Origin of the sequence: Roseburia sp. TF10-5 (genome assembly GCF_003462365.1) — a bacterium.
Lineage (GTDB): Bacteria > Bacillota > Clostridia > Lachnospirales > Lachnospiraceae > Roseburia > Roseburia faecis.
Window position 1 is genome coordinate 196,551 of record NZ_QTYW01000003.1, and the last position, 23,449, is coordinate 219,999.

Sequence of the window (23,449 nt, forward strand, 5' to 3'; positions counted from 1 at the left end):
GACAGGAGGAAGAGAATGGCAAAATTAAAAATAAATCACTATGTGGTAGGACCGGTACAGACCAACTGCTATTTTGCAATCAATGATGAGACAAAAGAACTGATCATTATTGATCCGGGCTACAGTTCCAAGCAGCTGGCGGAGCGTGTGCGTCAGGAAGGATGTACACCGGTGGCAATTCTGCTGACACATGGACATTTTGATCATGCAACCGGAGCAGCAGATCTGGCAGAAGAATTTTCGATTCCGGTCTATGCCTATGAGACGGAAAAAGAAACGCTGGAAAATGAAGAGATGAATTTATGCCACATGACAGGGGAACACCACGTGTTCCATGCGGACATATATTTAAAGGATGAGCAGGAACTGGATCTGGCAGGATTTCATATCCGGGTACTGCACACACCGGGACATACACCGGGGGGATGCTGTTACTATTTCCCATACGAAAATGTGGTATTTTCCGGAGATACACTGTTTTGCACATCGGTAGGACGTACCGATTTTCCGGGCGGAAGCATGTCTGATATCATTCGTTCCATCAAGGAAAAGCTGATGACACTGCCGGACCGCACGACCGTTTATCCGGGACACAACGATGTAACGACCATTGAAAACGAGAGGATGTACAATCCATACTTATGATTACTGTAACATTAAACAGAACAGAATTTGAATATGATATTCATTCGCTGATCAAAGCGTTTTTCCCGAAGGAAGATGTGGAGCTTTACTATACGAAGGAAGCGCATGCGGACGAAAAAAATGTGGCGTGTACCAATCATTCTGCGGAGCAGGAAGAAGCGGGGAGTTCCCATTTTTCGATTGATTATGCGGATGACAGAATTTCCATCGCCTGGGATGACGCGCCGGATGGTCCGGCGCGGCGCACCTTTGCGGTGGATTTTTCCAATCGTACAGAGACAAAGAATGCATTGAAGGGACATCTGTACCGCCTGCTGGAGGAAGAGACGGGACAGCCGCTGCCATGGGGTACACTGACCGGTATCCGTCCGACGAAGATTCCGATGCAGATGCTTGATGAGGGAAAAACAAAAGAAGAGATTGCTTCCTATATGAAACAGACCTATCTGGCATCCGATGAGAAAATCAATCTGTCGATTGCCATTGCAGAGCGTGAGCGGGCATTGCTTTCCCGGCTGGATTATAAGAATGGATACAGTCTGTATATCGGCATACCGTTTTGCCCGAGCACCTGTCTGTACTGTTCGTTTACTTCCTATCCGCTGACGTCCTGGAAAACACAGGTTGATGCGTATCTGGACGCACTGGAAAAGGAACTGGATTATGTTGCCGCAAAGAATTATCATCGCAAACTGAATTCAATCTATATCGGGGGAGGGACACCGACCACACTTGAGCCATACCAGCTGGATCGTCTGATCCGCAAGATCAGATGCAGTTTTGATCTGGGAGATTGTCTGGAATTTACGGTGGAAGCAGGGCGGCCGGATTCCATCACGGAAGAAAAACTTCTGGTGCTGCGAAAGAATGGCATCAGCCGTATATCCATCAATCCGCAGACCATGAAGCAGAAAACGCTCGATCTGATCGGACGTCATCATACGGTCGAACAGACGATAGAAAGTTTTCGCATGGCAAGAAAACTGGGATTTGACAATATCAACATGGATCTGATTATGGGGCTTCCGGAAGAGGATCTTTCGGATGTGCGAAATACGATGGAGATTTTAAAAGAACTCGATCCGGATAATATCACGATCCATTCACTTGCCATCAAGCGTGCGGCGCGGTTAAACATTTTCAAGGATCGCTATGAGAGCATGATGATGGTCAATACGCAGGAGCACATGGATCTGTGTGCCGAATACTGTCATCAGATGGGACTCTCTCCGTATTATCTGTACCGTCAGAAAGGAATGGCGGGAAATATGGAAAACGTGGGATATGCCAAGCCGGGCAAGGCAGGGGTGTATAACGTGTTAATCATGGAGGAACGCCAGACAATCGTTGCCTGTGGCGCAGGGGCATCTACCAAACGGGTATGGCCGCAGCCGAATGCGGATGGCACACACCGGATCGAGCGGTGTGAGAATGTCAAAGATGTCGGGCTGTATATGAAGAGGATTGATGAGATGATTGCGCGCAAGCAGCAGTTGTTTTCAGAAAAATAGCTGGATGAAATCCCCTTCCTAATTACAAAAAGAAAAGGAAAGAAAAAGATGGAATCAAAAGTAAAAGAGGCAGTTCAAAGAAAAATGTGTGGTTATAACTGTGCGCAGGCTGTGGCATGTACGTATTGCGAACAGGCAGGGTTGGATGAAGAAACAGTCAAAAATCTTACACAGGGATTTGCAGTAGGCATGGGTGGCAGTATGGAAGCAACATGCGGAGCAATCATCGGAGCAGTAAATATATTGGGGCTGATCAATAAAAATCCGCAGAAAACAATGCAGAGCGCAAGAAGAATCATCAGCAGATTCAAAGAACAAAATGGTACCGTTATCTGTAAAGAACTCAAAGGTATTGCAGATGGGGTTGTCAGGAGAGAATGCATTGACTGTGTAAAGGATGCAGCGTTATTGCTGGAAGATGAATTAAAATAAATGGGTATTAACGGCATTAAGGCAGATGTGAAATGGAAACATTCACATCTGCCTTAAAATATAATCAGAAAGTAACTGATGAAACAGATCAATTTCGTGACGGGAGGGTGCGGACATTTTCTTGGACGATCTGTTACTGTTCAGAGGTAAACTTGTAACACACAGTTGTCTGATTGAAAAAGCATTTTGCAACAATCCTTGACGTATCAGGCCCTGAAACGTATAATAAATGCTGGATAAAAAGAGAAAAAAATGGAGGAAATCAAATGGCACTGAGTAAAAAGCCGGTCAACGGCATGAAAGATATATTACCTGCAGAGATGGAAATCCGTGATTATGTGACGAGCGTGATCAAAGATACCTACCGCAGCTTTGGATTTACGCCGATTGAAACCCCATGCATGGAAAATATTGCAAACCTTTCCAACAAGCAGGGCGGCGAGAACGAGAAACTGATCTTTAAAGTATTAAAGCGTGGCGAGAAGTTAAATCTCGAGACCGCAAAAGAAGAGGCGGATGTGGTCGATTTCGGTATGCGTTACGATCTGACCGTTCCGCTTTCCCGTTTCTATGCAAACCATGCCAATGATCTGCCGACACCGTTTAAGGCATTGCAGATTGGAAGCGTGTGGAGAGCCGACCGTCCGCAGCGTGGACGTTACCGTCAGTTTACCCAGTGCGATATTGATATTTTAGGTGAGCCGAGTAATCTTGCAGAGATTGAGCTGATCACCGCGACAACCACTACCATCGGCAGACTCGGATTTAAGAATTTTGAGATCCGCATCAATGAGCGCCGGATTTTAAAGGCAATGGCAGCATACAGCGGATTTGAAGAGAAGGATTACGACAGCATTTTCATCACCCTCGATAAGATGGACAAGATCGGTCTCGAAGGTGTGGCAGCAGAACTCGGGGAAGAGGGCTATGCAAAAGAGTCGATTGACAAATACTTAGAGCTGTTTGAGTTATTAAAAGACCGCAAGGATGTTGCGGAAGGTGTGGCATTCTTAAAGGACAAGCTGGGGGATTTCCTGGATCAGGAAGTGGCAGACAGTCTGACAGAGATCGCAACGGCAGTCAATGCGACAAAGAATGCAGAGTTTACACTGGTCTTTGATCCGACACTCGTGCGCGGTATGAGCTATTATACCGGAACCATTTTTGAGATCGCAATGCCGGAGCTTGGTGCAGCCTGCGGCGGCGGTGGAAGATACGACAAGATGATTGGAAAATTCACAGGCAACGATGTGCCGGCATGTGGTTTTTCCATCGGATTTGAGCGTATTATCCTGCTTCTGATGGAGAGCGGGTTCAAAATTCCGGAGCGTCCGAAGAGAGTTGCTTACTTAGTAGAAAAGAAGTATCCGGCAGAGAAACTTGTGGATGTGATGAAACAGGCAAAAGAAGCCCGCGAGAACGGACAGCAGGTATTGGTTGTCCGCATGAACAAGAACAAGAAATTCCAGAAAGAGCAGCTTTCCAAAGAAGGATACGAAGAATTTGAGGAGTTTTTTAACAAATAGAATAAGGAGAGTATAAAGGAGACAATCATGGCAGAATCAATGAAAGGCTTACACAGAAGCCACAGATGTACCGAGGTAAGCAGTGACAACATCGGTGAAAAAGTAACCGTTATGGGCTGGGTACAGAAGAGAAGAAATTTAGGAAGTCTGATTTTTATCGACCTGCGTGACAGAAGTGGTCTGTTACAGATCGTGTTTGATGAGGAGAGTGTCGGAGCAGAGGGATTTGCAAAGGCAGGAACTTTAAGAAGTGAATATGTAGTGGCTGTTGAAGGAACGGTACAGAAGCGTTCTGCAGCAGTTAATGAAAACTTAAAGACCGGAGATATCGAAGTGATCGCAACCAGCCTTCGCATTTTATCCGAGTCACAGACACCTCCGTTTGCAATTGAGGAGAACAGCCAGACCAAGGAAGATATTCGTCTGAAATATCGTTATCTGGATCTGCGCAGACCGGACATTCAAAAGAACTTAATGCTGAAAAGCCGTGTGCTCGGACTGATGCGTCAGTTTATGGCAAACGAGGGATTTTTAGAGATCGAGACTCCGATCCTGTGCAAGTCTACACCGGAAGGTGCCAGAGATTATCTTGTGCCAAGCCGTGTGCATCCGGGAAATTTCTATGCATTGCCGCAGTCTCCGCAGCTGTTCAAGCAGCTTCTGATGGCATCCGGCTATGACCGGTATTTCCAGATCGCCCGCTGCTTCCGTGACGAGGATCTGCGTGCAGACCGTCAGCCGGAGTTTACACAGGCGGATATGGAGCTTTCCTTTGTTGATATCGACGATGTCATTGATGTCAATGAGCGTCTGTTAAAATTCGTATTTAAGGAAGCCATCGGTGTGGATGTGCAGATTCCGCTGCAGCGTATGCCGTGGCAGGAAGCCATGGATCGTTTCGGTTCCGACAAGCCGGATACCCGTTTCGGTATGGAACTGGTCGATGTATCCGAGACCGTAAAGGGCTGTGGATTCGGTGTATTTACCGGTGCACTGGAAAACGGTGGTTCTGTCCGTGGTATCAATGTCGAGGGACAGGGACATATGCCGCGTAAGAAGATTGACAAGCTGGTGGAGCATGCAAAGGGCTGCGGTGCCAAGGGACTTGCTTATCTGTGCATTAACGAAGATGGCACTTACAAGTCTTCTTTCGCAAAGTTTATGACAGAAGACGAGTTAAACGCACTTGTTGCAAAGATGAACGGCAAGCCGGGCGATCTGCTTTTGTTTGCAGCAGATAAAAATAAGATCGTATGGAACGTACTGGGCGCACTTCGTTTACAGCTTGGAGAAGAACTTGGACTGATCGATGAGAACAAGTACAATTTCCTGTGGGTAACAGAATTCCCACTTCTGGAGTGGTCCGATGAAGAGAACCGTTTTATGGCAATGCATCATCCATTTACCATGCCGATGGAAGAGGACTGGGATAAGATCGACAGCGATCCGGGTGCTGTCCGCGCAAAGGCATACGATATCGTATTAAACGGTACTGAACTTGGTGGTGGTTCTGTCCGTATTCATCAGGATGACATTCAGGAAAAGATGTTTGAGGTGCTTGGATTTACCAAGGAGCGCGCACATGAGCAGTTTGGATTCCTTCTGGATGCATTCTCCTATGGTGTGCCGCCACACGCAGGACTGGCTTACGGTGTAGACCGTATGATTATGCACATGGTACATGCAGATTCCATCCGTGACGTGATTGCATTCCCGAAGGTAAAGGATGCTTCCGATCTGATGTCTGAGGCACCGGGTTCTGTGGATGAGAAACAGTTAGAAGAACTTGGTATTGCGATCGTAAAGAGTGAGGATAGCGAAGAATAATTTCTATGAAAAAATGGAAGGCAAACTGGAAAAAAATACTCATTGTACTGATCCTTATCTTGCTTTTGGTGTTCGGAATTCTGATGTATGGCAAAGTCAGTGAGCTGACCAACCAGCTTGCCTATCTGCAGGATACGACCAACATCATTCTTTCGGATGTAGGAGGAATGCAGTCAAGCATTGAAAAAACACTCGAAGAAGAGGCCAGTATGGTCGAGGATTATTCCATAGAAGTAAAGGATATGGATTTTGCCCGTCACGAGTATAAGGTGGAAGTTTCTGTGATTCCGAAAGAGTATACCGATAATACGACGATGAGCATCTATTTCGGAACAACGGAATGTCCGCTGAAAGCAGATGGTTACATGTTCAAAGGAAATATCACACTTCCGCTGAACAAAACATTCAACGGAAATGTCACGTTTCTTCTTGCAAACGGAAAAAAGAAGACAACGGAAGTGGTGGAGGACTTTGATGGTGTCAGCGGAAAATTTGATCAGGTTTTATCGGGAACGTTAGATGGAACGCCGGCATTAAAGGACGGAAAGCTTTCTCTGAAAGGAAAATGTACCTATACGCTTGATAATGTTGCGATGTATCATTTTAAAAGTTTTGAAATAGCAGCATCCCTGGATGGAGAGGAAATCTGGACGCAGGATTTGCTGCAGAATCTGCTAGAGGAAAAACAGGAGTCATCAAAGGACGATAAGGATCTGGTGACGACAGAACAGGCGGTAGAGGAGAATTCGGAAGGATCTACCGTTGATTCAGGTTCCGGTACCGTTACCTGCAGGATGGTATATGAGAAGCCACAGCAGCAGAAAGAAGACGTAGAACAGACGCAGGCACAGGAAGGACAAACCCCTTCGCGGAAACAACTGCGTATCTATCTGCGGGCTGTAACAACGGAAGGGTATCGATTTGAAACGGATCTGCTGCGGGAAGATGCCATGGAAGAAGAAAATAAATGGTCTCTGGATAAGGAAAGCATAGATACAAAGATGTATCGCAGTGTGTATGACCGGAAGGATCAGGAACTTACCATTGACTGAAAAAAGAAGTACGGTCAGTTATGACTGTACTTCTTTTTTTGCGAGTGGCAGGGTAAAGATGAACTCTGTTCCCACTCCTTCGGTGCTGATGACGTTGATATGTTCATTGTGTGCCTGAATAATTTCTTTTACAATAGCAAGTCCCAGGCCGGTTCCCCGTTTATCTTTTCCCCGGGAAAGGTCCGTTTTATAAAAGCGGTCCCAGATTTTTTTGATACTTTCTGCAGGAATTCCGATTCCGGAATCTTTCACGGAAATAAGAACTTTTTCATTTTTGATGCTTGTTTCAATCTTGATTGATGCATCATTGTGGGAAAACTTTGTGGCATTGTCGATCAGGTTATAGAGAACCTGCTGGATTTTGCTCATATCACCGTGAACATATAACTTTTGTCCTGTTAAGACAAGATCAAAGGAAAGCCCTTTGGCAGAACAGGTTCCTTCAAAGGTGAGGATGGTCGTCTTTATCATGCGGTTGATATCGAAATCTGTAAGGTCAAGCATCATACCCCGGTGCTGTCCAAAACGGTTCAGATCCAGAATTCCCTGTGTCAGTTTGGTCAGACGTTCGGTTTCAAACAGGATGATGTTCAGATATTTATTCTGTAGCTCCGGTGGAATGGTTCCGTCTAACATGGCTTCGATATATCCTTTGATTGATGTCAGCGGAGAACGGAAATCGTGGGAAACATTCGAGATAAACTTTCTCTGGTCTTCTTCAAGTGTATCCAGTTCATTCGCCATATAATCCATGGTGTTGGCAAGATATCCCAGTTCATCGTTCCGGTGGATCTGTGTGCGCGGTTCAAAATTTCCTTTGGCATAACTCTCGGAGACGATTGTCAGCCGATGCAGTGGACGGTAAAATCCATGTGCAAACAGCAAAAGGAGGAACAGTGCTGTCAGAAAAACAAATTCAATGGTATAAAAAACAATGTTCATAAAACCGTTTGCATTCTGTGTGATGGAGGACACGGTCTTATGGATCATGACATAACTGTGAATCCGGTAATTGCTGGTGATCGGAGAAAATACCGTAAGGTTTTTTTCGGAAAACGATCCGTAAAAGTTACCGGTCATATAATAACGGTTGCCAAAGTCGGAAGTGTTGAAACCTCTGAGCGTTTTATAATTGGCATTTGCTGCATCTTTGCCGACGGATTCATCGGTAGAATCAAAAAGAATATTTCCCTGATTGTCCATGATCCAGATTTTGGCAGAAAGATATTCGCCAAGACTTTGCATCTGTTTTTGAAAATCCTGCAACGAAAAACTGTATTTATTATAATTGTCAGCATAACCCGATGCAATCTGTACAGATTCCCGGTATAGCTGCTGTGCCTCCCGGTTTTCGGCATAATGCGTGATCGCATGCTGTGTGAACGTACACAGGATGATAAAGCCGAGAACCACAAACAGGACATAACCGAAAATGAGTTTGGGGATCAGTGTTTTTTTCATCCTTTTACCTCAAATTTGTAACCGATTCCCCAGACAGTTGCGATCGACCAGGTTTCATGGTCTTTGATCTTTTCCCGGAGACGTTTGACGTGGACATCTACTGTGCGGGTATCCCCGATGTATTCATATCCCCAGATGTGATCCAGCAGCTGTTCGCGGGTAAACACCTGGTTGGGAGAAGCTGCAAGGAAATATAACAGTTCTAGTTCTTTTGGCGGCATGTCAATCGGATGCCCATTGTACATGACCGAATAATTGGACAGATTGACGGTCAGATCCGGATATTCCACACATTTTAATTCTACAACGGACTCGGTTTTGGCAGGCTGGAAACGGCGGAGAACTGCTTTGACGCGTGCTACCAGTTCCTTGGAATCAAATGGTTTTAATATGTAATCATCCGCACCGAGCTCTAGTCCGAGTACTTTATCAAAGATTTCGCCTTTGGCGGAAAGCATGATGATCGGAACGTTGCTTTTGGTACGGATTTCCCGACAGACCTGATAGCCGTCAATGCCCGGAAGCATCAGATCAAGCAGGATCAGGTTAGGGTTATAGTGTTCAAATGCGTGCAGGGCTTCTTCCCCGTCATTGACGATTTTGGTATCATAGCATTCCTTGGTCAGATACAGGGAAATAAGTTCTGCAATATTATTGTCATCGTCCACAATCAGTATTTTCTGTTTGGACATGGAAATCCCTCCTTATTATAAAAAATCAATAGGTATTTAAACATCAAAAGCAGCAATGGTCACACCGGCACCGCCCTCAGACGGCTCTCCCATCCGGTAAGATTTCACGTACCGCTGGTTTTTCAGATGTGCCTGCACGGCATTGCGCAGTGCACCGGTTCCTTTTCCGTGAACGATCCGGACGGATGGCAGATGAGCCACATAGGCGTCATCAAGATATTTATCCAGATGGGCAATGGCTTCGTCTACCGTCATACCAATCAGATTGATCTCTGTAGAAACGGATGCCGCTTTGCTCATTTTTATTTTTCCGGAAGAAGTACCTCCGTATTTTTTTGCTGCCGGAGAGGCATCTTCATCAATCAGTACCAGATCTTTGATGTTGACCAGGGAACGTAAGATTCCCATCTGGACATACAGATCCCCTTTGGCGTTTGGCAGTGTGTGCACGGTTCCCTTTAAGTTCATGGACAGTACACGCACGGAATCACCGATGCGCAGCTTTTTAGGTACTTTGTGGTTGACCGTTTCCTTTTTCTTCATGGAGAGTGCTTTTTCACTGGCACTCATTTTGTCACGTACACGGCTGCGTTCTTTTTCCATTTTGGACATAGGCGCCTGTCCCTGTCCGTACTTGTTGAAATTGCGGATGGTCTCATCGGCAAGGTCTTTGGCTTCTTTGAGAATCTGTACGGCTTCTTCATTGGCTTTGCGCAGGATCTCGTCACGGCTGTTGTCCAGACGCTCATTTTTGGCGGTCAGTTTCTTCTTTAAATCTTCAATTTCTGCTTTATATTTCTGGATTTCCAGCTGTTCTTTTTCAATGGTGATACGGCTCTGTTCCAGATTGGCAAGCATATCTTCGAAATTGACGTCGCGCTCACTCAGGCGGCCTTTGGCATCTTCAATGATATTTTCTGCCAGTCCGAGTTTGGAACTGATGGCAAACGCATTACTTTTTCCCGGAATACCGATCAGCAGACGGTAGGTAGGACTGAGCGTATCGACATCAAATTCACAGCAGGCATTTTCAACACCTTCTGTGGAGAGCGCATAAACTTTCAATTCACTGTAATGCGTGGTAGCCATGGTGACCGCTCCATACTGGTGCAGTTTGTTTAAGATGGAGATGGCAAGTGCGGCACCTTCGGTCGGATCGGTACCGGCGCAGAGTTCGTCAAACAGACACAGGCTCTGGTCATCCGCCTTTTGTAAAATGCGGACGATATTGGTCATGTGGGAAGAAAACGTACTCAGGCTTTGCTCAATACTCTGTTCATCTCCGATATCTGCAAAAATTTCGTGAAAAATGGCAAGTTCCGAGCGATCTCCGGCCGGAATGTGCAGACCGGACTGTCCCATCAGAGTCAGCAGTCCCACCGTTTTTAAAGAGACGGTTTTACCACCGGTGTTTGGACCGGTCACGATCAGCTGCCGGAAATCCGCACCGAGACGTACATCAATCGGAACCACTTTCTTAGGATCTAAGAGTGGGTGGCGGCCTTTGCGGATGTTAATCCGCCCCTCTTCATTAAAGACAGGGGCAACACCGTTGTAACTTTTGGCAAGTTCGGCTTTGGCAAAAATAAAATCCAGTTCCGCAAGAACAGTATAATCCTGACGGATTCCGTTTGCGTTTTCTGCCACACGGTTGGAAAGATCTGCTAAAATGCGGTCAATTTCTTCCTGTTCTTTTAAAAACAGTTCCTTAAGTTCGTTATTTAAATTGACGACAGCCATTGGTTCAATAAATAAGGTAGAACCGCTTGAGGACTGGTCATGTACCATACCGGGAACCGAGGTTTTGGATTCGGCACGAACCGGCAGACAGTAGCGGCCGTCACGCATGGTAATCACAGCATCCTGCAGATAGCTGCGGGTGGTTGTGTTGTTCATAAGACCAGTCAGCTGTGCGTGAATGCGGTCGTTCATCCCCCGGATGGATTTACGGATTTTAGAAAGTGCCGCAGAGGCGTCGTCTGCAATTTCGTCTTCCCCGACAACACAGCGGCGGATTTCATCCAAAAGGGGAGAAAGCGGCTGGATCTGTGAAAAAAGCGGTGACAGGGAATCTGTTTTTTCATCGTTGCGGTCGCTTCGGTCGTATGCTTTGACCCGCTTGGCAACTTCCAACAGAGAACAGATCATAAGGAGCTCTGTGGTATTTAAGGTGCCACCGATATCGAGACGTTTCAGGGAAGCGTTGACATTGTGAACGCCGGAAAAACTGATGCCACTTCCGCGGTACAGGCGGCTGAGTGCGTCTGCCGTAGTTTCCTGCAGGTGTGCAATTTCCGCAGGATCGGTCAGGGGAACCAGTTTGTGACAGCGGTCTTTTGCCTCTTCACAGCTGGCATAATCTGCCAGACGCTCCAGTATTTTATAATATTCAAGTGTATGATAAACTTTCTGATTCATAGTGATATTCCTTTTTATATAGTATTCTCTCTTGTATTATAACGCAAAGTGCCATTTTGGAAAAGAAAAATAATGTGATTGTTGCAAGTGCATGGAAATGCGAATATAATAGTGGTTATGAGTGATAAACAGCAACCAAAGAATGCGTTTGTCAGAGAACAGATTAAGGACAAACCAAAGAATTATAAACGTATGTGGGTCCGGTTGGGGGAATCTGCTGCCTGTGGGGGTGTATTTGCGCTGGCTGTGTGTCTGGTGCTGCTTTTTATGATTCCGGTTCTGCGGCAGGAGGAAGGTTCTGTGCCGGATACCGGAGCACAGGATTCACAGCAGGCATCGGTGGAAGAAACGGAGCAGGGGTCTGAGGAAAAGGAGGAGACACAGACTCCGGAAGAGAGACAGCCGATGACGCTGGACGATTACCAACAGATTCAGACAGAGCTGTACGCCATTGGAAATACGGCAAATAAGTCCATCGTTACGATCACGGGGGTGGTCAGTGATACGGACTGGTTTAACAACTCTTATGAACGGGAAGGTCAGGGCTGTGGCACGATCATTGGAGAAAGTGGAGGTAAACTCTGGATTCTTACGGAGAAAAAAACGATTAAAGATGCTGCAAAGATCAAAGTTACCTTTGTAAATGATGCGGTGGCAGAGGCAAAGCTGGTCAGATACGATGGGGATACCGGTCTTGCGGCACTTACCGTGGATCTGGAGGATCTGGAGACTTCCACGCAGAATGCCATTACCGTGATGAAAACAGCAGGCTCGAATACCATACATAAGGGGAGCATTGTGATTGCTCTTGGCAGCCCGCTTGGAACGAATTATTCGATTTTGACCGGAACCATTACGGCGACCAACAATGAAATTTCCACTCCGGACAATAATTACAGTGTATACACGACAGATATTGTTGCCAGCGAGAATGGAAGCGGTGTGCTGATCAATATGGATGGCGAACTTGTCGGTGTTGTGATGCAAAGCTATAGTGCGGCTTCTGCAAATACGCTCACTGCAGTGGAAATATCAGAACTGATGCCAGTGATTGATCTATTATTTGCGGACAAAGAGGTGCCGTATTTTGGTGTGCACATTTCTACGGTTACCCAGCATATTGCGCAGAAATACGATATTCCAAAGGGCGTATATATCAAAAAAGTTGAGATGGATTCGCCTGCCATGGATGCGGGACTGCAGAGCGGGGATGTGATCCGTTCCGTTGCAGGCCAGGAGGTTGCAAGTGCAGAGCAATTCCGGGAGGTGCTGTTGCAGCTGACACCGAAAGAAACCTATTCGGTTACGGTTATGCGGGAAGGTACTAAGGGGTATAAAAAGATTACCTGTAAATTAAAAGCAGGGGTTTTGCAGTAAAATTGGAAATAAGGAGTTATTATGAAATATATTGAATCTCTCCGAGAAGGAGAAAAAGTAAATGAAGTATATCTGTGTAAATTCAAACAGGCGGCACTGACCAAAGCCGGAAAAGCATACGACAATGTGATCCTGCAGGATAAAACAGGAACGATTGATGCCAAGATCTGGGATCCGGGTTCTGTGGGAATTGATGAGTTTGACGCGCTGGATTATGTGGCGGTTACGGGAGATGTCACCAGCTTTCAGGGAAATCTGCAGATGTCGATCCGGCGTGCACGCCGTGTTTCAGAGGAGGACATTGATCCTAAGGAGTATCTTCCTTGTACGGACAAGGATGTGGAGGAGATGTATGCCGAATTGACAGGATATATTGATTCTGTGAAAAATCCTTACCTGAACCAGCTGCTGCACAGATTTTTCGACAATCAAACATTTGCGGACCGGTTTAAATTTCATTCGGCAGCAAAGAGTGTACATCATGGATTTGTCGGGGGGCTGTTGGAACACACCGTCAGCGTGACAAGAAACTGTAATTATTTTGCGCAGAATTATCCGTTTTTGAACCGGGATCTTCTTATTACGGCGGCGATTTTCCACGATATCGGTAAATTAAAAGAGTTGTCGGCGTTTCCGGCAAATGATTATACCGATGCAGGACAGCTGCTTGGGCATATTATGATCGGTGCCGAGTGGGTAGGCGAGGGAATCCGTTCCATTGAGGGATTTCCGGTGGTTCTGGAAAATGAGTTAAAGCACTGCATTCTGGCGCACCACGGAGAACTGGAGTATGGATCGCCGAAGAAACCGGCACTGGTTGAAGCGATGGCTTTGAGCTTCGCGGACAACGTGGATGCAAAGATGGAAACCATGCGGGAGATCCTGGCAAATGTACCGGACAATAATCTTGAATGGCAGGGGTACAGCCGTCTGCTGGAGACAAATATACGCAAGACAAGCAAATAAGATGAGATAAAGTCGGAGCCGAAAGATATTTTGACTCCGACTTCGCAGGTTAAAAGGATGAAAAAAAACGATTTATTTTCTTTGAAAATTACAGATATGGGAGTCGACGGGGAAGGCATCGGAAAGTACGATGGGATGACATTTTTCGTCAAGGATGCGCTGATCGGAGATGAAATCCGTGCCCGTGCCACAAAGCTGAAAAAACATTATGGATATGCCCGTGTGGAGAAAATTATCACACCATCTCCATACCGCGTAGAACCGCAATGTCCGCTCCACCGCCGCTGCGGTGGCTGTCAGATACAGGCACTTTCCTATGAGCAGCAGCTTGCATTCAAGGAAAACAAGGTGCGCAGTAATCTGCAGAGGATTGGTGGATTTTCCAAAGAGGAGTTAGAGCGGGTGTGTCTGCCGATCGTTGGGATGGAGCATCCATTCCGTTATCGTAACAAGGCACAGTTTCCGGTGGGACAGGATAAAGAGGGAAATCTTGTGACTGGATTTTATGCAGCGCGCACGCATGCGATCATTCCGGTGGAGGATTGTCTGCTTGGGGTAAAGGAAAATAAAGATGTGCTGTCTGCAGTAAAGGAGTGGATGTATCAGGCACAGATTCCGGCTTACGATGAGGCTGCCGGAACCGGGCTGGTGCGCCATGTTTTGATCCGCTATGGATTTACCACCGAAGAAGTGATGGTATGTCTGGTGATTAACGGAGACCGGCTGCCGGAAAAAGAAGCTCTCATCGAGCGGCTTTCGGTGCTGCCGGGGATGACTTCCATTTCCTATAATGTAAATACCGAGCGCACCAATGTCATTCTTGGAAAACACACGGAATGTATCTGGGGCATGCCATACATCACGGATTATATTCATCTGCGTAATACCGGAGATTTTTCAGTGGAAGATACGGCGATTGCCTATCACATTTCTCCGCAATCGTTTTATCAGGTCAATCCGGTACAGACGGAGAAACTTTATAGTACGGCGCTGGAATATGCGGGGCTGACCGGAGAAGAATCGGTATGGGATCTGTACTGTGGGATTGGAACCATTTCGTTATTTTTGTCGCAGAAGGCAAGGCAGGTGTACGGAGTGGAAATTGTTCCGCAGGCGATCGAGGACGCAAAAAATAATGCTGCGTTAAATGGAATTACCAATGCACAGTTTTATGTTGGAAAAGCGGAGGAGGTACTTCCAGCGTTTTACAACAGCAATAATCTGGATGCAGGAATGCGCCATCCGGATGTGATTGTGGTAGATCCGCCTCGGAAGGGGTGCGATGAGCAGTGTTTGTCCACGATGCTTGCCATGCGTCCGGAGCGGATTGTCTATGTGAGTTGTGATTCTGCTACGCTTGCCAGAGATCTGCGTATTTTAGTAGACGGTGGATATGAGCTGCAAAAAGTGCGGGCATTTGACCAGTTCGCTCACACCGGACATGTGGAGTCGGTAGTTCTGATGCAGTATTGTGGAAAATAAGAAAAATAGGCATGTTAGACCACAAGATGTTGTGGTTTGAGGGCAAAAATTGGAGCAAAAAATGACCAGTTTTTGCCCTATTTTTTTCCACGTTTTTATAGATGCATAGAGGCAAAAAAGAGATTTTTAAGTATTTTGGGACAAAATTCAGAGAAAGGAAAAGAAACAGGGATGGAGAAAAAGCAGCACCCAAGTTATGGAATGATTCGGTTTGCAAGGTCCTCAATCGGTGGTTCAGGAACGGCATTGTTTGGAAGTTCCATCATGCATAATAATGTCATACGCCTGTCCATTTCAAAAGGCATGATGGAAAGGGAGGGCAACGAGGACTGGTTTTTGGCAGGGACAGACATCAATGACATGATCGTTGAGGTGGAGATGTCCTATACACAGTTTGCCGAAGCAATCACATCACTTAACATTGGAGAGGGGATACCGGTTACCATTACAAAAGTGAATGGGACATTCGTTGAACCATGCCCATACAGTGACAGGCAGAAAGTAATGCGCCGGGAAGTGGATGAAGCAACCCGTGACTTGGTGCGGCAACTGGAAAAGAGGTCAGAGGAGATTGAAAAACTTCTGGATGAGAAACGTGTCCTGAGCAGGGAGGACCGGAGAAATATCGTCTCGACATTGAAAAATGTACGGCAGGAGTTAAAAAGTAATATCCCCTATCTGCAGAAACTGTTTGCTGAACAGATGGATAAAACCGTGACAGAGGCGAAAGGGGAGTTTGAAACTTACCTGCAGAACAAGATGAACAGCATTGCACTTGCAGCAATTTCAGAACAGATGAAGCAGGAGGAAATCAGTTTAAACAGAAACATGATACCGGAACTGGAAGTACAGGAGGGCGGGGAAGAGGCAGGGGAGATGGAAGCGGGAATGCAGATGAACATGTAAGGCAGTACTTATTTTAGAAATGAAATGGGTGCTGTCTTTTTTTATGGAAAAAGAAAGGAGACAGATTTGATGTCGGGATTTTTTTGCAACAGTCCAAGACTGCAGTTATTAGAACGGCAGATGCGCCAGCCGCCGGGATATCGTCCCAGAGGGCAGGGGTGGATGTTTGACATGGAAGAGTGGAAAAGCAGGGGAAATTATTCGGAGATTGTGGACTGTGTCATCAGCCGGATGCAGATGGAACACTTAAAGAAAAGGATACAGGAGGTATTTGGAAACGCAGAAAAGGAACTGATTTTTTATGACAGCAGGCACAGAAACGATTTTTCTTCCCTGCTGCTTGGCAGACGGAAAAAGAACCTGTGCGGATTTCCGAATTATGCCGCCGCAGTATTTCTTCTGTCTGCAGATGAAAACCTGTGGGAGAAAGTTTCTAAGCAGGTGCTGGATACGGGGATTTATTTTGACCGCATCCGGCTTGGCAGCGTTACGCTGGAACAATATATCCTGTTCCATGCGGCAAGGGATGTGTATCTGGGGACAAAGCATATCAGGCTGTCGGAGCTGACCGACAGGGAATTGATACCGGATGAAATCTTAAGGCTCATCGTCAATGCATTCGTGATGGAAAGGTATGGGGTGGACATCGTAGAACGGGAGGTGTGGAATGAAGATTAGAGCAAAAAATGGGGGACAGACTGTAGATATAACTCTGCCGGCAACGGACATGGACATGCAGTATTGCATGAAATGTATCGGGATAGAAGATATTGTACCGGTATGCTGTATCAGTGAGGTGTGGGATGAACCGTCCTATTTTGGGTTCCTGAAAGGCCAGACCGTCAACATGGACGAACTTAATTTCTTTGCCAGAAGGCTGGATGGAATGACGGAATATGAAAAAAGAGTGGTGGGTGTCTACAGCAGTGAGACAGGCATGCGGGAAATGAAACAACTGATTAACCTGACTTACAGCCTGCAGGGACTGTCCCTGATTACAGACTTGACGGACGGAAACCGTGTCGGGCTGAGGCTTTATCTGGACCGGCATCTTGCAATCTCAGAAGAAGAAAAGAGCAGAATGGATTTTAACGCATATGCGCAGAAGATTTTTTCAGAAGGAAAATGTAAGTTCCTGCCACATGGGATACTGGTAGATCAGGGATTCCACATGGAGGAGGTCTATAACGGAAAAACCTTTCCAGAATACATCGACAGACCGGATGAAACCGTGGCAGTTTTATCTCTTGGAAATGAGGCAGGGGATAAGGAGTACCTTTATCTGCCAACAGACATCAGTGCCATGGATAAGGTAAAGAAAAGATTAAACATCGCAGCTTTTGCCGAAGGAATTGTGAACGGGATAGAAAATATCCGGCTGCCGGAAAGCATCCTTCCTTCCCCGGAAGATATGTGTATGTTTCTGCAGGGGGATGTCCGGAAACTGACTCTTTTTAATGAGATGTGCCAGACCGTCAGCCGTTTTGATGAAGCAAAAATGGACCGGCTTGCAATGGCGGCAGGATTTGTGGGGACAAGTGAATTTACCGATATCACTTACATCGCAAAGAATCTGGATGAATTTGAAATACATCCGCAGATACATACGGATAAAGAGTATGGGGAATTTTTGGTTAAAGAGGCTGGGATATTTGAAATTGATGAACTTCTCCTGCCGTATATTGATTATGCCGGGGTTGCCCGTGATAAAAGACAGGCAGCGATGACAGACAGCGGATTTATTTCCGAAGGCTTTGTTGGCACGCAGCGGGCAATCCATGAGTATCAGGAATATCAGGGAGAGTTTGCCGATCCGCTTGAAAAAAACGGGATACCCTGTGAAACGTTCTGTCTTTACAATTCGCTGATAGGGATGATGTATCAGAATGGAGAGGAGCAGGAAACGCTGTACCGGAGTGAACTGGCAGATTATGAGGAACAAATCCAGAAAGCCATCCTCAAAGAAAGGCATGTGGAAGAAGAACCGAGGGGACTTATGCATTATTTTGACGGGAACAGACAGGTGGCTGCAAAAGTGATTAGTGCATTCCCCAAAGTGCAGAACATCCGGGGAGAACTGTTCGGAGTTCTGGAATGCAGTATCTGCCAGCCGCTGACACAAAATGAAATCTATGAACTGAAAAATTACTGGGACGGACAGATGAGTGACGGCTGGGGAGAAGGCTTTGAACAAAGACCAATCTATACGCAGGAGGGAGAACTGTATGTCAGTTTCTGGACACAGGAAAGACACTGGGGCGTCATGACAGAGGAAGAACTGGACAGAATCTGGAATCATGGCATGACGCAGACCCTGTAAAAAAATAATATTCTGCTGGATATGTGCTGGTGTATGTAGTATTGTGTGTCCCAAAGAAACCAAGGAGGCAAACAGATGAAATTGGATGATACAGTCATGGTGCAGTTTTTTGGGGAGCTTATCGAATCATACCGCCAGCAGATCATGGATCAGGAAGAGGCAAGGGAACTTTCAAAGAAGGAAAAAAAGTTCCTGGCAGACTTAAGAAAAGAACTGGAGCTGTCAAACCCACAAGCGTACAGGATGGTGACAGAACTTTTTGGATGCATGTTAGACATCAGCCAGATAAAACAGGAACAGCTTTATATACAGGGAATAAAGGATGGAATACGAATCCGAAAACTGGTAAAAGAAATCGAGGAAGGTGAGGAATGTTAAGAAGGGAACAGATAGAACGGCTGAAGGAAAGATATCCTGCGGGTACCGTGGTCAGGCTGGGGCAGATGGAAGGGGAACACCAGATGCCGTCCGGCATGGAGGGAAAAGTAATTGATGTGGATGATATCGGACAAATTCATGTGGAATGGGAAAATGGAAGCACGCTGGCTCTGAATGTGGAAGAGGATGACTTTACTGTCGTACCGCAGAAGGAAACCCTGTCCGAAAAGAAATGCAGGGAGTTTTTAGGGAAAGTAAATGAGATATTAAAAGAAACAGATTTCTATCGGCTGAATGTGTCATGCAATGGAGGGGATACCGCCTATGCTGCCCAAAAGCTGCTTGCCATGCATCAGGCATTTGAAACCGTGTACGGGGAAGGATATGTGGATGAGGAGTATGGGATGGTGATGATGCCGGCGGTGGTCTGCGGAAGGGATTCCGGCATACGCACGCTGGCACTTGTCACGCTTGATCTGGAGTCTTCCGGGGAACACTTCGGAACGATTTTCATGACTCCGGGCGGCATGATGGAGCAGGGAAGCAGCTCTTTGAGTGAAAAACAGAAACAGGCACTGGCAGAGTATTATATCCCATATGACTACTGGTACACACCGCTTGTGGAAAGGGACCACCATGTGGATTTTACACAGATGCCGGAGGAGGTGGCAGACATCCGCAGGATGGTGGATGAACTGCTGGTGCAGGGGGAGGCTTTCCATATGAATGAACCAAAATAGGAGGAAAAAAATTTGAACAGCATCATAAGCTGGGTTGGCGGCAAGAAAGCACTGCGCGACCTGATCTATCTGCGCATGCCGAAAAACTATGACCGCTACATAGAAGTATTTGGCGGTGGCGGCTGGGTTTTATTCGGGAAACCGCCGGATAAATGCATGGAGGTTTACAATGATTTTAATTCAAATCTTGCAAACCTCTTTTATTGTGTCAAGGAAAGGCCAATGGCACTGCTTCGGGAACTGTCCTTCCTGCCGCTCAACTCCAGAGATGAATTTACAACACTGCGGAAATTTCTGACCATGGAAGAATTTAAGAGTGAACATCTTGCAGAAGAATTAGAGATTGCAACACACTTCTTGAAAGAACCAGAGGCGACAGAAATCCGTGACATTCTCATGGAGCGTGCCGCAGTAGGGGATGTAAAAAGGGCAGCGGCATTTTATAAGATCATCCGTTACAGCTATGGAAGCGGATGCACCTCTTATGGCTGCCAGCCTTTTGACATACGCAAAACTTTTACCATCATCTGGGAGGCAAACCGCAGGCTGAAGGATACCGTGATCGAGAATAAGGATTTTGAGGCACTCATCCGTCAATATGACAGACCGAATGCCTTTTTTTATTGCGATCCGCCGTATTTTGAAACCGAGGGACACTATGAGGTGGTGTTCCGTAAGGAAGATCATGTGAGGCTCAGGGATACCTTAAAAGGCATACAGGGAAAGTTCATGGTTTCCTATAACGACTGTGCCTATATCCGTGAGCTGTATCAGGACTTTCAGATTGAAGCGGTGACAAGGATCAATAACCTTGCACAGAGGTATGACAACGGAAGTGAGTTCCCGGAAGTGCTGATCGCCAACTATGACATGGAGGAAAGGAAAAAAAGCATGCCGATGCAGATGAACCTGTTTGAACTGTACGGGGAACAGAAAACGGTTCGGTGGAAGGGAAAGGAGACAGAGGAAGAGCCACAGGACACATAAAAAAAGAAAGAAGGAGGAAAACATGCTTCAGTTAGTAGAAATGGAAGGAAAGATGACGGAAAACGGGTGTATTGAGATTCCCGCAGTGGTGTTAGAGCAGGCTGGTATCTGTACCGGTGACACCGTGAAACTTGTGTATATGGCAGAGGACGGGGAACTTAAGAACACGGCAAAGGAGTTCCTGCTTGCAAGGGCAGGACAGGATGTGGCAGAGGAACTGGCAAAGGAGGAAAACATTGCGTTCCAGATACCGGAAGAATTATTAAGGGATGCCGGAATCCCGATGGACGCAGACCTTGACATTGTGTGTCAGGAAGGACGCATTATCATCCTGCCGTCAGAACTTGTGCAGGGGACGGAAGTGCCGGAGGAACTGCTTGCCATCTGCAGGGAGCTTGGCATCACGGAGGATAAGGTAAACATCATCTTGCGGACCACAGAGGAGGGAACGGATGAAAAAACCGGTGTATAAGCTGTTAGACGAAAAAGGACGCATCCTGATCCCGAAAGAATTCCGCCAGATGGCAGAGCTTGAGAGCGGGGATATCGTAAAGCTGTCCGTGAGCAGTGGAAAAATCATGGTATCCAAAGTAGATATCGTGGAGATGGGGAGTCAGGACCCGCAGGCAGTGGAAGCCTATGTAAATGCGGCGGTAAAACATATGAGTCCGGCAAAACAGGTGGCACTTGCGGCAAGGATTCTGAAATTCGCACAGCAGGAGGGAGGTACGGATTGTTAAGGAATAAGTACAGGGCATTTGAAATCAGGGACGATCAGGTCAGCCAGACGCTGGTGGACGGGAATCTCTGCTCCATTGCAGAATTTATCCGGCATTGCGATGAGGGAAGCATCATCACCCTGCACACCATGGAGGGCGAGCCGTTTTTGATCGGACTCTCCAAGATGTTTGTATTCTGCGGGGACAAGGCATTCTTAGACAGGCAGTTGATCCCTTACCTGCGCAGCATGGGTGGGGAAAGCGTATGAAAAGGATTTATGTTCAGAACGGGATCGTATTTTTTTATGGGAATCCGGCTGGCTATCTGGGAGACGGGAAAGCAGTCATTGACTGCATGTTCCAGAAAGAGGAGCTGGTTTCATTTGTGAAGGAACAGTTTTTGGTGGAACCCGTATTCCGGGAGGGTGTGTATGACCGGCTGTCGGAGGGAGGTGGTGTCAAAGAGACAGCGGAGGTCAGCATTGGGGAAGGGAGGAGGCTTAGAATCTATCAACTGGGACAGGACAGTCCGATCATGATGCGGTTTATCAGTCTGGCAGAGAGAAAAAAGAGAGGGTATGACAGGCCGCGTAGGGAGGAATATGTCAGAGTCTATGAGGGGGAGATAGAAAACTATAGTCTGGAGGAAGTCTGGGAAAAATACGGACGAAGAGTACCGGAAGGGTTTCAGGGACATGCATTGTCCATTTCGGATGTGATCGAGTTTGCGGATGGGGAAAACAGCCGCTTTTTCTACATCGAACCATCCGGGTATGAGGAAATCAGATTTTAACAAGGAGGAGCATTATGCCAAAGGCAAAAACTGCCCAGAGCCGGGCAGAAACCACAGAACAGCAGGCACCATCCGGAGCAGGGAACAAAGAAAACTCCCCACTCCAGTTTGATGTGCGCATCCAGTCCATCCGGCCGGGGGAAAGCATCAAGGGAACAGCATCCGTAAACATCAACGGGGCATTTGCAATCCGGGGTGTCAAGATTATTGAGGGAAGCAATGGACTGTTTGTTTCCATGCCAAGCTATAAGGCTGGGAATGAGTACAAGGACATCTGTTTTCCTATCACGCAGGAATGCAGAAAACAGCTCCATGAAGCAGTCATCGGAGCTTATGAGCAGGCAATTTCGCAGGGGCAGGATACGGTAGCAAAGCATCATGGGATGCAGGCACCGGAAGGACAGCCGATGGAGATGGCAGGAATGTAACCGGATAAAACCAGAGAACATAGAGCGGACCGCACAGAAATGGTTCAGCAGATCATTAGAAAAAATTGGAGGAAAAAAATATGAGAAATATGATGAAAAAAGCAGCACAGAATGTAAAGGCAGTTGCCGTGAGAGCAGGAATGTTAATGAAGGATACCAAGGGCGAGAACTACGTGGATACGGCGGTCAAAATCCTGATCGCAGTCGTTCTCGGCGCACTGCTCTTGGCAGGTCTTTATGCACTCTTCGGGGATGTGGTGATGCCTACCCTTACACAGAGGATTCAGGACATGTTCAACTACGCAGGATAAGGAACACCGGTCCAAAACAGGGAAACAGGAAAAATAACAGAAGGATATGGAGGAAAACAGATGCCTAGAAGAGCAAACACACAGACACAGCAGGAAGCAGTACAGGAAAATGCCGCAGTGCAGGCAAATGCAGGGGCAGACATGCAGATGGAGGCTACCATCACAAAAACACAGCCGGAAAAGGGTGTCCTTGCCCTTGCCGATGTAAAGATCGGGGATTTCATGACGATCCGAAATGTCAGAATCAAGGAAGATGACTACGGGCTGACCGTTGCCATGCCGAAAACAAAGACAGGGGCAAATGAACAGTACAAGGATGCGGTGTTCTTTGCCGACAGGGGAATCAAGGAAAAATTTGACCAGACGGTACAGAAAGCGTATGAAACTTTTATGCACCAGCAGACGGATCTGGACGAGGAACCGGAGGAGGCAGAGGAGCTGGAACAGGAAGAAGGCGGCATGAACATGGGAATGTAGC

24 protein-coding genes and 2 pseudogenes are annotated in these 23,449 nt (G+C 46.7%); 23 read left to right on the forward strand and 3 right to left on the reverse strand.

The genetic code is table 11. The features are described from left to right. The first annotated feature begins 15 nt into the window (after nt 1–15). The 6 genes from DXD06_RS04685 (at nt 16) to DXD06_RS04710 (ending at nt 6,993) form a co-directional block, all read left to right on the forward strand. Nucleotides 16–645, forward strand: a complete 630-nt coding sequence (locus DXD06_RS04685; RefSeq protein WP_022045596.1) for an MBL fold metallo-hydrolase — start codon at nt 16–18, stop codon at nt 643–645. After that, nucleotides 642–2,156 (forward strand): coproporphyrinogen dehydrogenase HemZ, encoded by a 1,515-nt coding sequence (hemZ, locus tag DXD06_RS04690; protein ID WP_117830837.1) that lies wholly within the window; start codon nt 642–644, stop codon nt 2,154–2,156. The genes DXD06_RS04685 and hemZ overlap by 4 nt, the downstream gene beginning before the upstream one ends. 48 nt (nt 2,157–2,204) lie before the next feature. After that, nucleotides 2,205–2,588, forward strand: coding sequence for a C-GCAxxG-C-C family protein (locus tag DXD06_RS04695; protein WP_117830838.1), 384 nt, complete (start codon nt 2,205–2,207; stop codon nt 2,586–2,588). A gap of 266 nt (nt 2,589–2,854) precedes the next feature. After that, nucleotides 2,855–4,114: a histidine--tRNA ligase gene (gene hisS, locus DXD06_RS04700; protein ID WP_117830839.1), complete on the forward strand. Its 1,260-nt coding sequence runs from the start codon at nt 2,855–2,857 to the stop codon at nt 4,112–4,114. A gap of 27 nt (nt 4,115–4,141) precedes the next feature. Further along, nucleotides 4,142–5,941: an aspartate--tRNA ligase gene (aspS, locus tag DXD06_RS04705; protein ID WP_117830840.1), complete on the forward strand. Its 1,800-nt coding sequence runs from the start codon at nt 4,142–4,144 to the stop codon at nt 5,939–5,941. A gap of 5 nt (nt 5,942–5,946) precedes the next feature. Continuing rightward, a complete protein-coding gene (locus tag DXD06_RS04710) occupies nt 5,947–6,993 on the forward strand; it encodes a hypothetical protein (RefSeq protein ID WP_117830841.1) in 1,047 nt (348 codons plus the stop codon). Between the two features lie 18 nt (nt 6,994–7,011). Here the strand turns inward: DXD06_RS04710 and DXD06_RS04715 are convergent, their stop codons facing one another. Genes DXD06_RS04715 through DXD06_RS04725 form a run of 3 tightly spaced genes read right to left on the reverse strand, consistent with a single transcriptional unit; the run spans nt 7,012 to nt 11,564 of the window. After that, complete coding sequence (locus tag DXD06_RS04715; RefSeq protein WP_117830842.1) at nt 7,012–8,454, reverse strand: sensor histidine kinase; 1,443 nt, start codon at nt 8,452–8,454, stop codon at nt 7,012–7,014. After that, the gene (locus DXD06_RS04720; RefSeq protein ID WP_022045589.1) at nt 8,451–9,146 is read right to left on the reverse strand and encodes a response regulator transcription factor; all 696 of its coding nucleotides are present in this window, start codon (nt 9,144–9,146) and stop codon (nt 8,451–8,453) included. The genes DXD06_RS04715 and DXD06_RS04720 overlap by 4 nt, the downstream gene beginning before the upstream one ends. 36 nt (nt 9,147–9,182) lie before the next feature. Next, nucleotides 9,183–11,564, reverse strand: a complete 2,382-nt coding sequence (locus DXD06_RS04725; protein WP_022045588.1) for an endonuclease MutS2 — start codon at nt 11,562–11,564, stop codon at nt 9,183–9,185. Nucleotides 11,565–11,681: 117 nt separating this feature from the next. Here DXD06_RS04725 and DXD06_RS04730 point away from each other — a divergent pair, with 117 nt between their 5' ends. The 17 genes and pseudogenes from DXD06_RS04730 to DXD06_RS04805 all read left to right on the forward strand — a co-directional run bounded on the left by DXD06_RS04730 (nt 11,682) and on the right by DXD06_RS04805 (nt 23,448). Next, complete coding sequence (locus tag DXD06_RS04730) at nt 11,682–12,941, forward strand: S1C family serine protease (RefSeq protein ID WP_117830843.1); 1,260 nt, start codon at nt 11,682–11,684, stop codon at nt 12,939–12,941. A gap of 21 nt (nt 12,942–12,962) precedes the next feature. Then, nucleotides 12,963–13,907: a 3'-5' exoribonuclease YhaM family protein gene (locus DXD06_RS04735; protein WP_022045586.1), complete on the forward strand. Its 945-nt coding sequence runs from the start codon at nt 12,963–12,965 to the stop codon at nt 13,905–13,907. A gap of 57 nt (nt 13,908–13,964) precedes the next feature. Then, the gene (rlmD, locus tag DXD06_RS04740; protein WP_117830844.1) at nt 13,965–15,389 is read left to right on the forward strand and encodes a 23S rRNA (uracil(1939)-C(5))-methyltransferase RlmD; all 1,425 of its coding nucleotides are present in this window, start codon (nt 13,965–13,967) and stop codon (nt 15,387–15,389) included. Nucleotides 15,390–15,524: 135 nt separating this feature from the next. After that, complete coding sequence (locus DXD06_RS04745; RefSeq protein WP_243000851.1) at nt 15,525–16,295, forward strand: hypothetical protein; 771 nt, start codon at nt 15,525–15,527, stop codon at nt 16,293–16,295. Nucleotides 16,296–16,364: 69 nt separating this feature from the next. Further along, nucleotides 16,365–16,973 carry a hypothetical protein gene (locus DXD06_RS04750; protein ID WP_243000852.1) on the forward strand — a complete coding sequence of 203 codons (609 nt, stop codon included), beginning with the start codon at nt 16,365–16,367 and terminating at the stop codon, nt 16,971–16,973. Next, the gene (locus tag DXD06_RS04755) at nt 16,963–18,615 is read left to right on the forward strand and encodes a hypothetical protein (protein ID WP_117830847.1); all 1,653 of its coding nucleotides are present in this window, start codon (nt 16,963–16,965) and stop codon (nt 18,613–18,615) included. The genes DXD06_RS04750 and DXD06_RS04755 overlap by 11 nt, the downstream gene beginning before the upstream one ends. Before the next feature lie 75 nt (nt 18,616–18,690). After that, nucleotides 18,691–18,993, forward strand: a complete 303-nt coding sequence (locus tag DXD06_RS04760; protein WP_015522554.1) for a hypothetical protein — start codon at nt 18,691–18,693, stop codon at nt 18,991–18,993. Further along, a pseudogene (locus tag DXD06_RS18080) lies at nt 18,987–19,184 on the forward strand (DUF4314 domain-containing protein); the annotation flags it as partial. The gene DXD06_RS04760 and the pseudogene DXD06_RS18080, both read left to right, overlap by 7 nt. Before the next feature lie 297 nt (nt 19,185–19,481). Further along, nucleotides 19,482–19,574, forward strand: a pseudogene (locus tag DXD06_RS18085) (DUF4314 domain-containing protein); the annotation flags it as partial. 171 nt (nt 19,575–19,745) lie between these two features. After that, nucleotides 19,746–20,720: a DNA adenine methylase gene (locus tag DXD06_RS04770; RefSeq protein WP_055193254.1), complete on the forward strand. Its 975-nt coding sequence runs from the start codon at nt 19,746–19,748 to the stop codon at nt 20,718–20,720. Nucleotides 20,721–20,742: 22 nt separating this feature from the next. Further along, on the forward strand, nt 20,743–21,192 hold the full coding sequence (locus tag DXD06_RS04775) for a hypothetical protein (RefSeq protein ID WP_006857271.1): 450 nt from the start codon (nt 20,743–20,745) through the stop codon (nt 21,190–21,192). Beyond that, complete coding sequence (locus DXD06_RS04780; RefSeq protein WP_007886400.1) at nt 21,173–21,460, forward strand: AbrB/MazE/SpoVT family DNA-binding domain-containing protein; 288 nt, start codon at nt 21,173–21,175, stop codon at nt 21,458–21,460. Before DXD06_RS04775 ends, DXD06_RS04780 begins: the two co-directional genes overlap by 20 nt. Beyond that, the gene (locus DXD06_RS04785) at nt 21,454–21,708 is read left to right on the forward strand and encodes a hypothetical protein (protein WP_055232603.1); all 255 of its coding nucleotides are present in this window, start codon (nt 21,454–21,456) and stop codon (nt 21,706–21,708) included. The genes DXD06_RS04780 and DXD06_RS04785 overlap by 7 nt, the downstream gene beginning before the upstream one ends. Next, complete coding sequence (locus DXD06_RS04790; protein ID WP_117830849.1) at nt 21,705–22,232, forward strand: YodL domain-containing protein; 528 nt, start codon at nt 21,705–21,707, stop codon at nt 22,230–22,232. The genes DXD06_RS04785 and DXD06_RS04790 overlap by 4 nt, the downstream gene beginning before the upstream one ends. Before the next feature lie 14 nt (nt 22,233–22,246). After that, complete coding sequence (locus DXD06_RS04795) at nt 22,247–22,660, forward strand: SpoVG family protein (RefSeq protein WP_242863444.1); 414 nt, start codon at nt 22,247–22,249, stop codon at nt 22,658–22,660. An 80-nt stretch (nt 22,661–22,740) separates the two neighbouring features. Beyond that, the gene (locus DXD06_RS04800; RefSeq protein ID WP_007886404.1) at nt 22,741–22,971 is read left to right on the forward strand and encodes a DUF6133 family protein; all 231 of its coding nucleotides are present in this window, start codon (nt 22,741–22,743) and stop codon (nt 22,969–22,971) included. 60 nt (nt 22,972–23,031) lie between these two features. Then, on the forward strand, nt 23,032–23,448 hold the full coding sequence (locus DXD06_RS04805) for a septation protein SpoVG family protein (protein ID WP_117485252.1): 417 nt from the start codon (nt 23,032–23,034) through the stop codon (nt 23,446–23,448). Nucleotide 23,449: the final 1 nt, after the last annotated feature.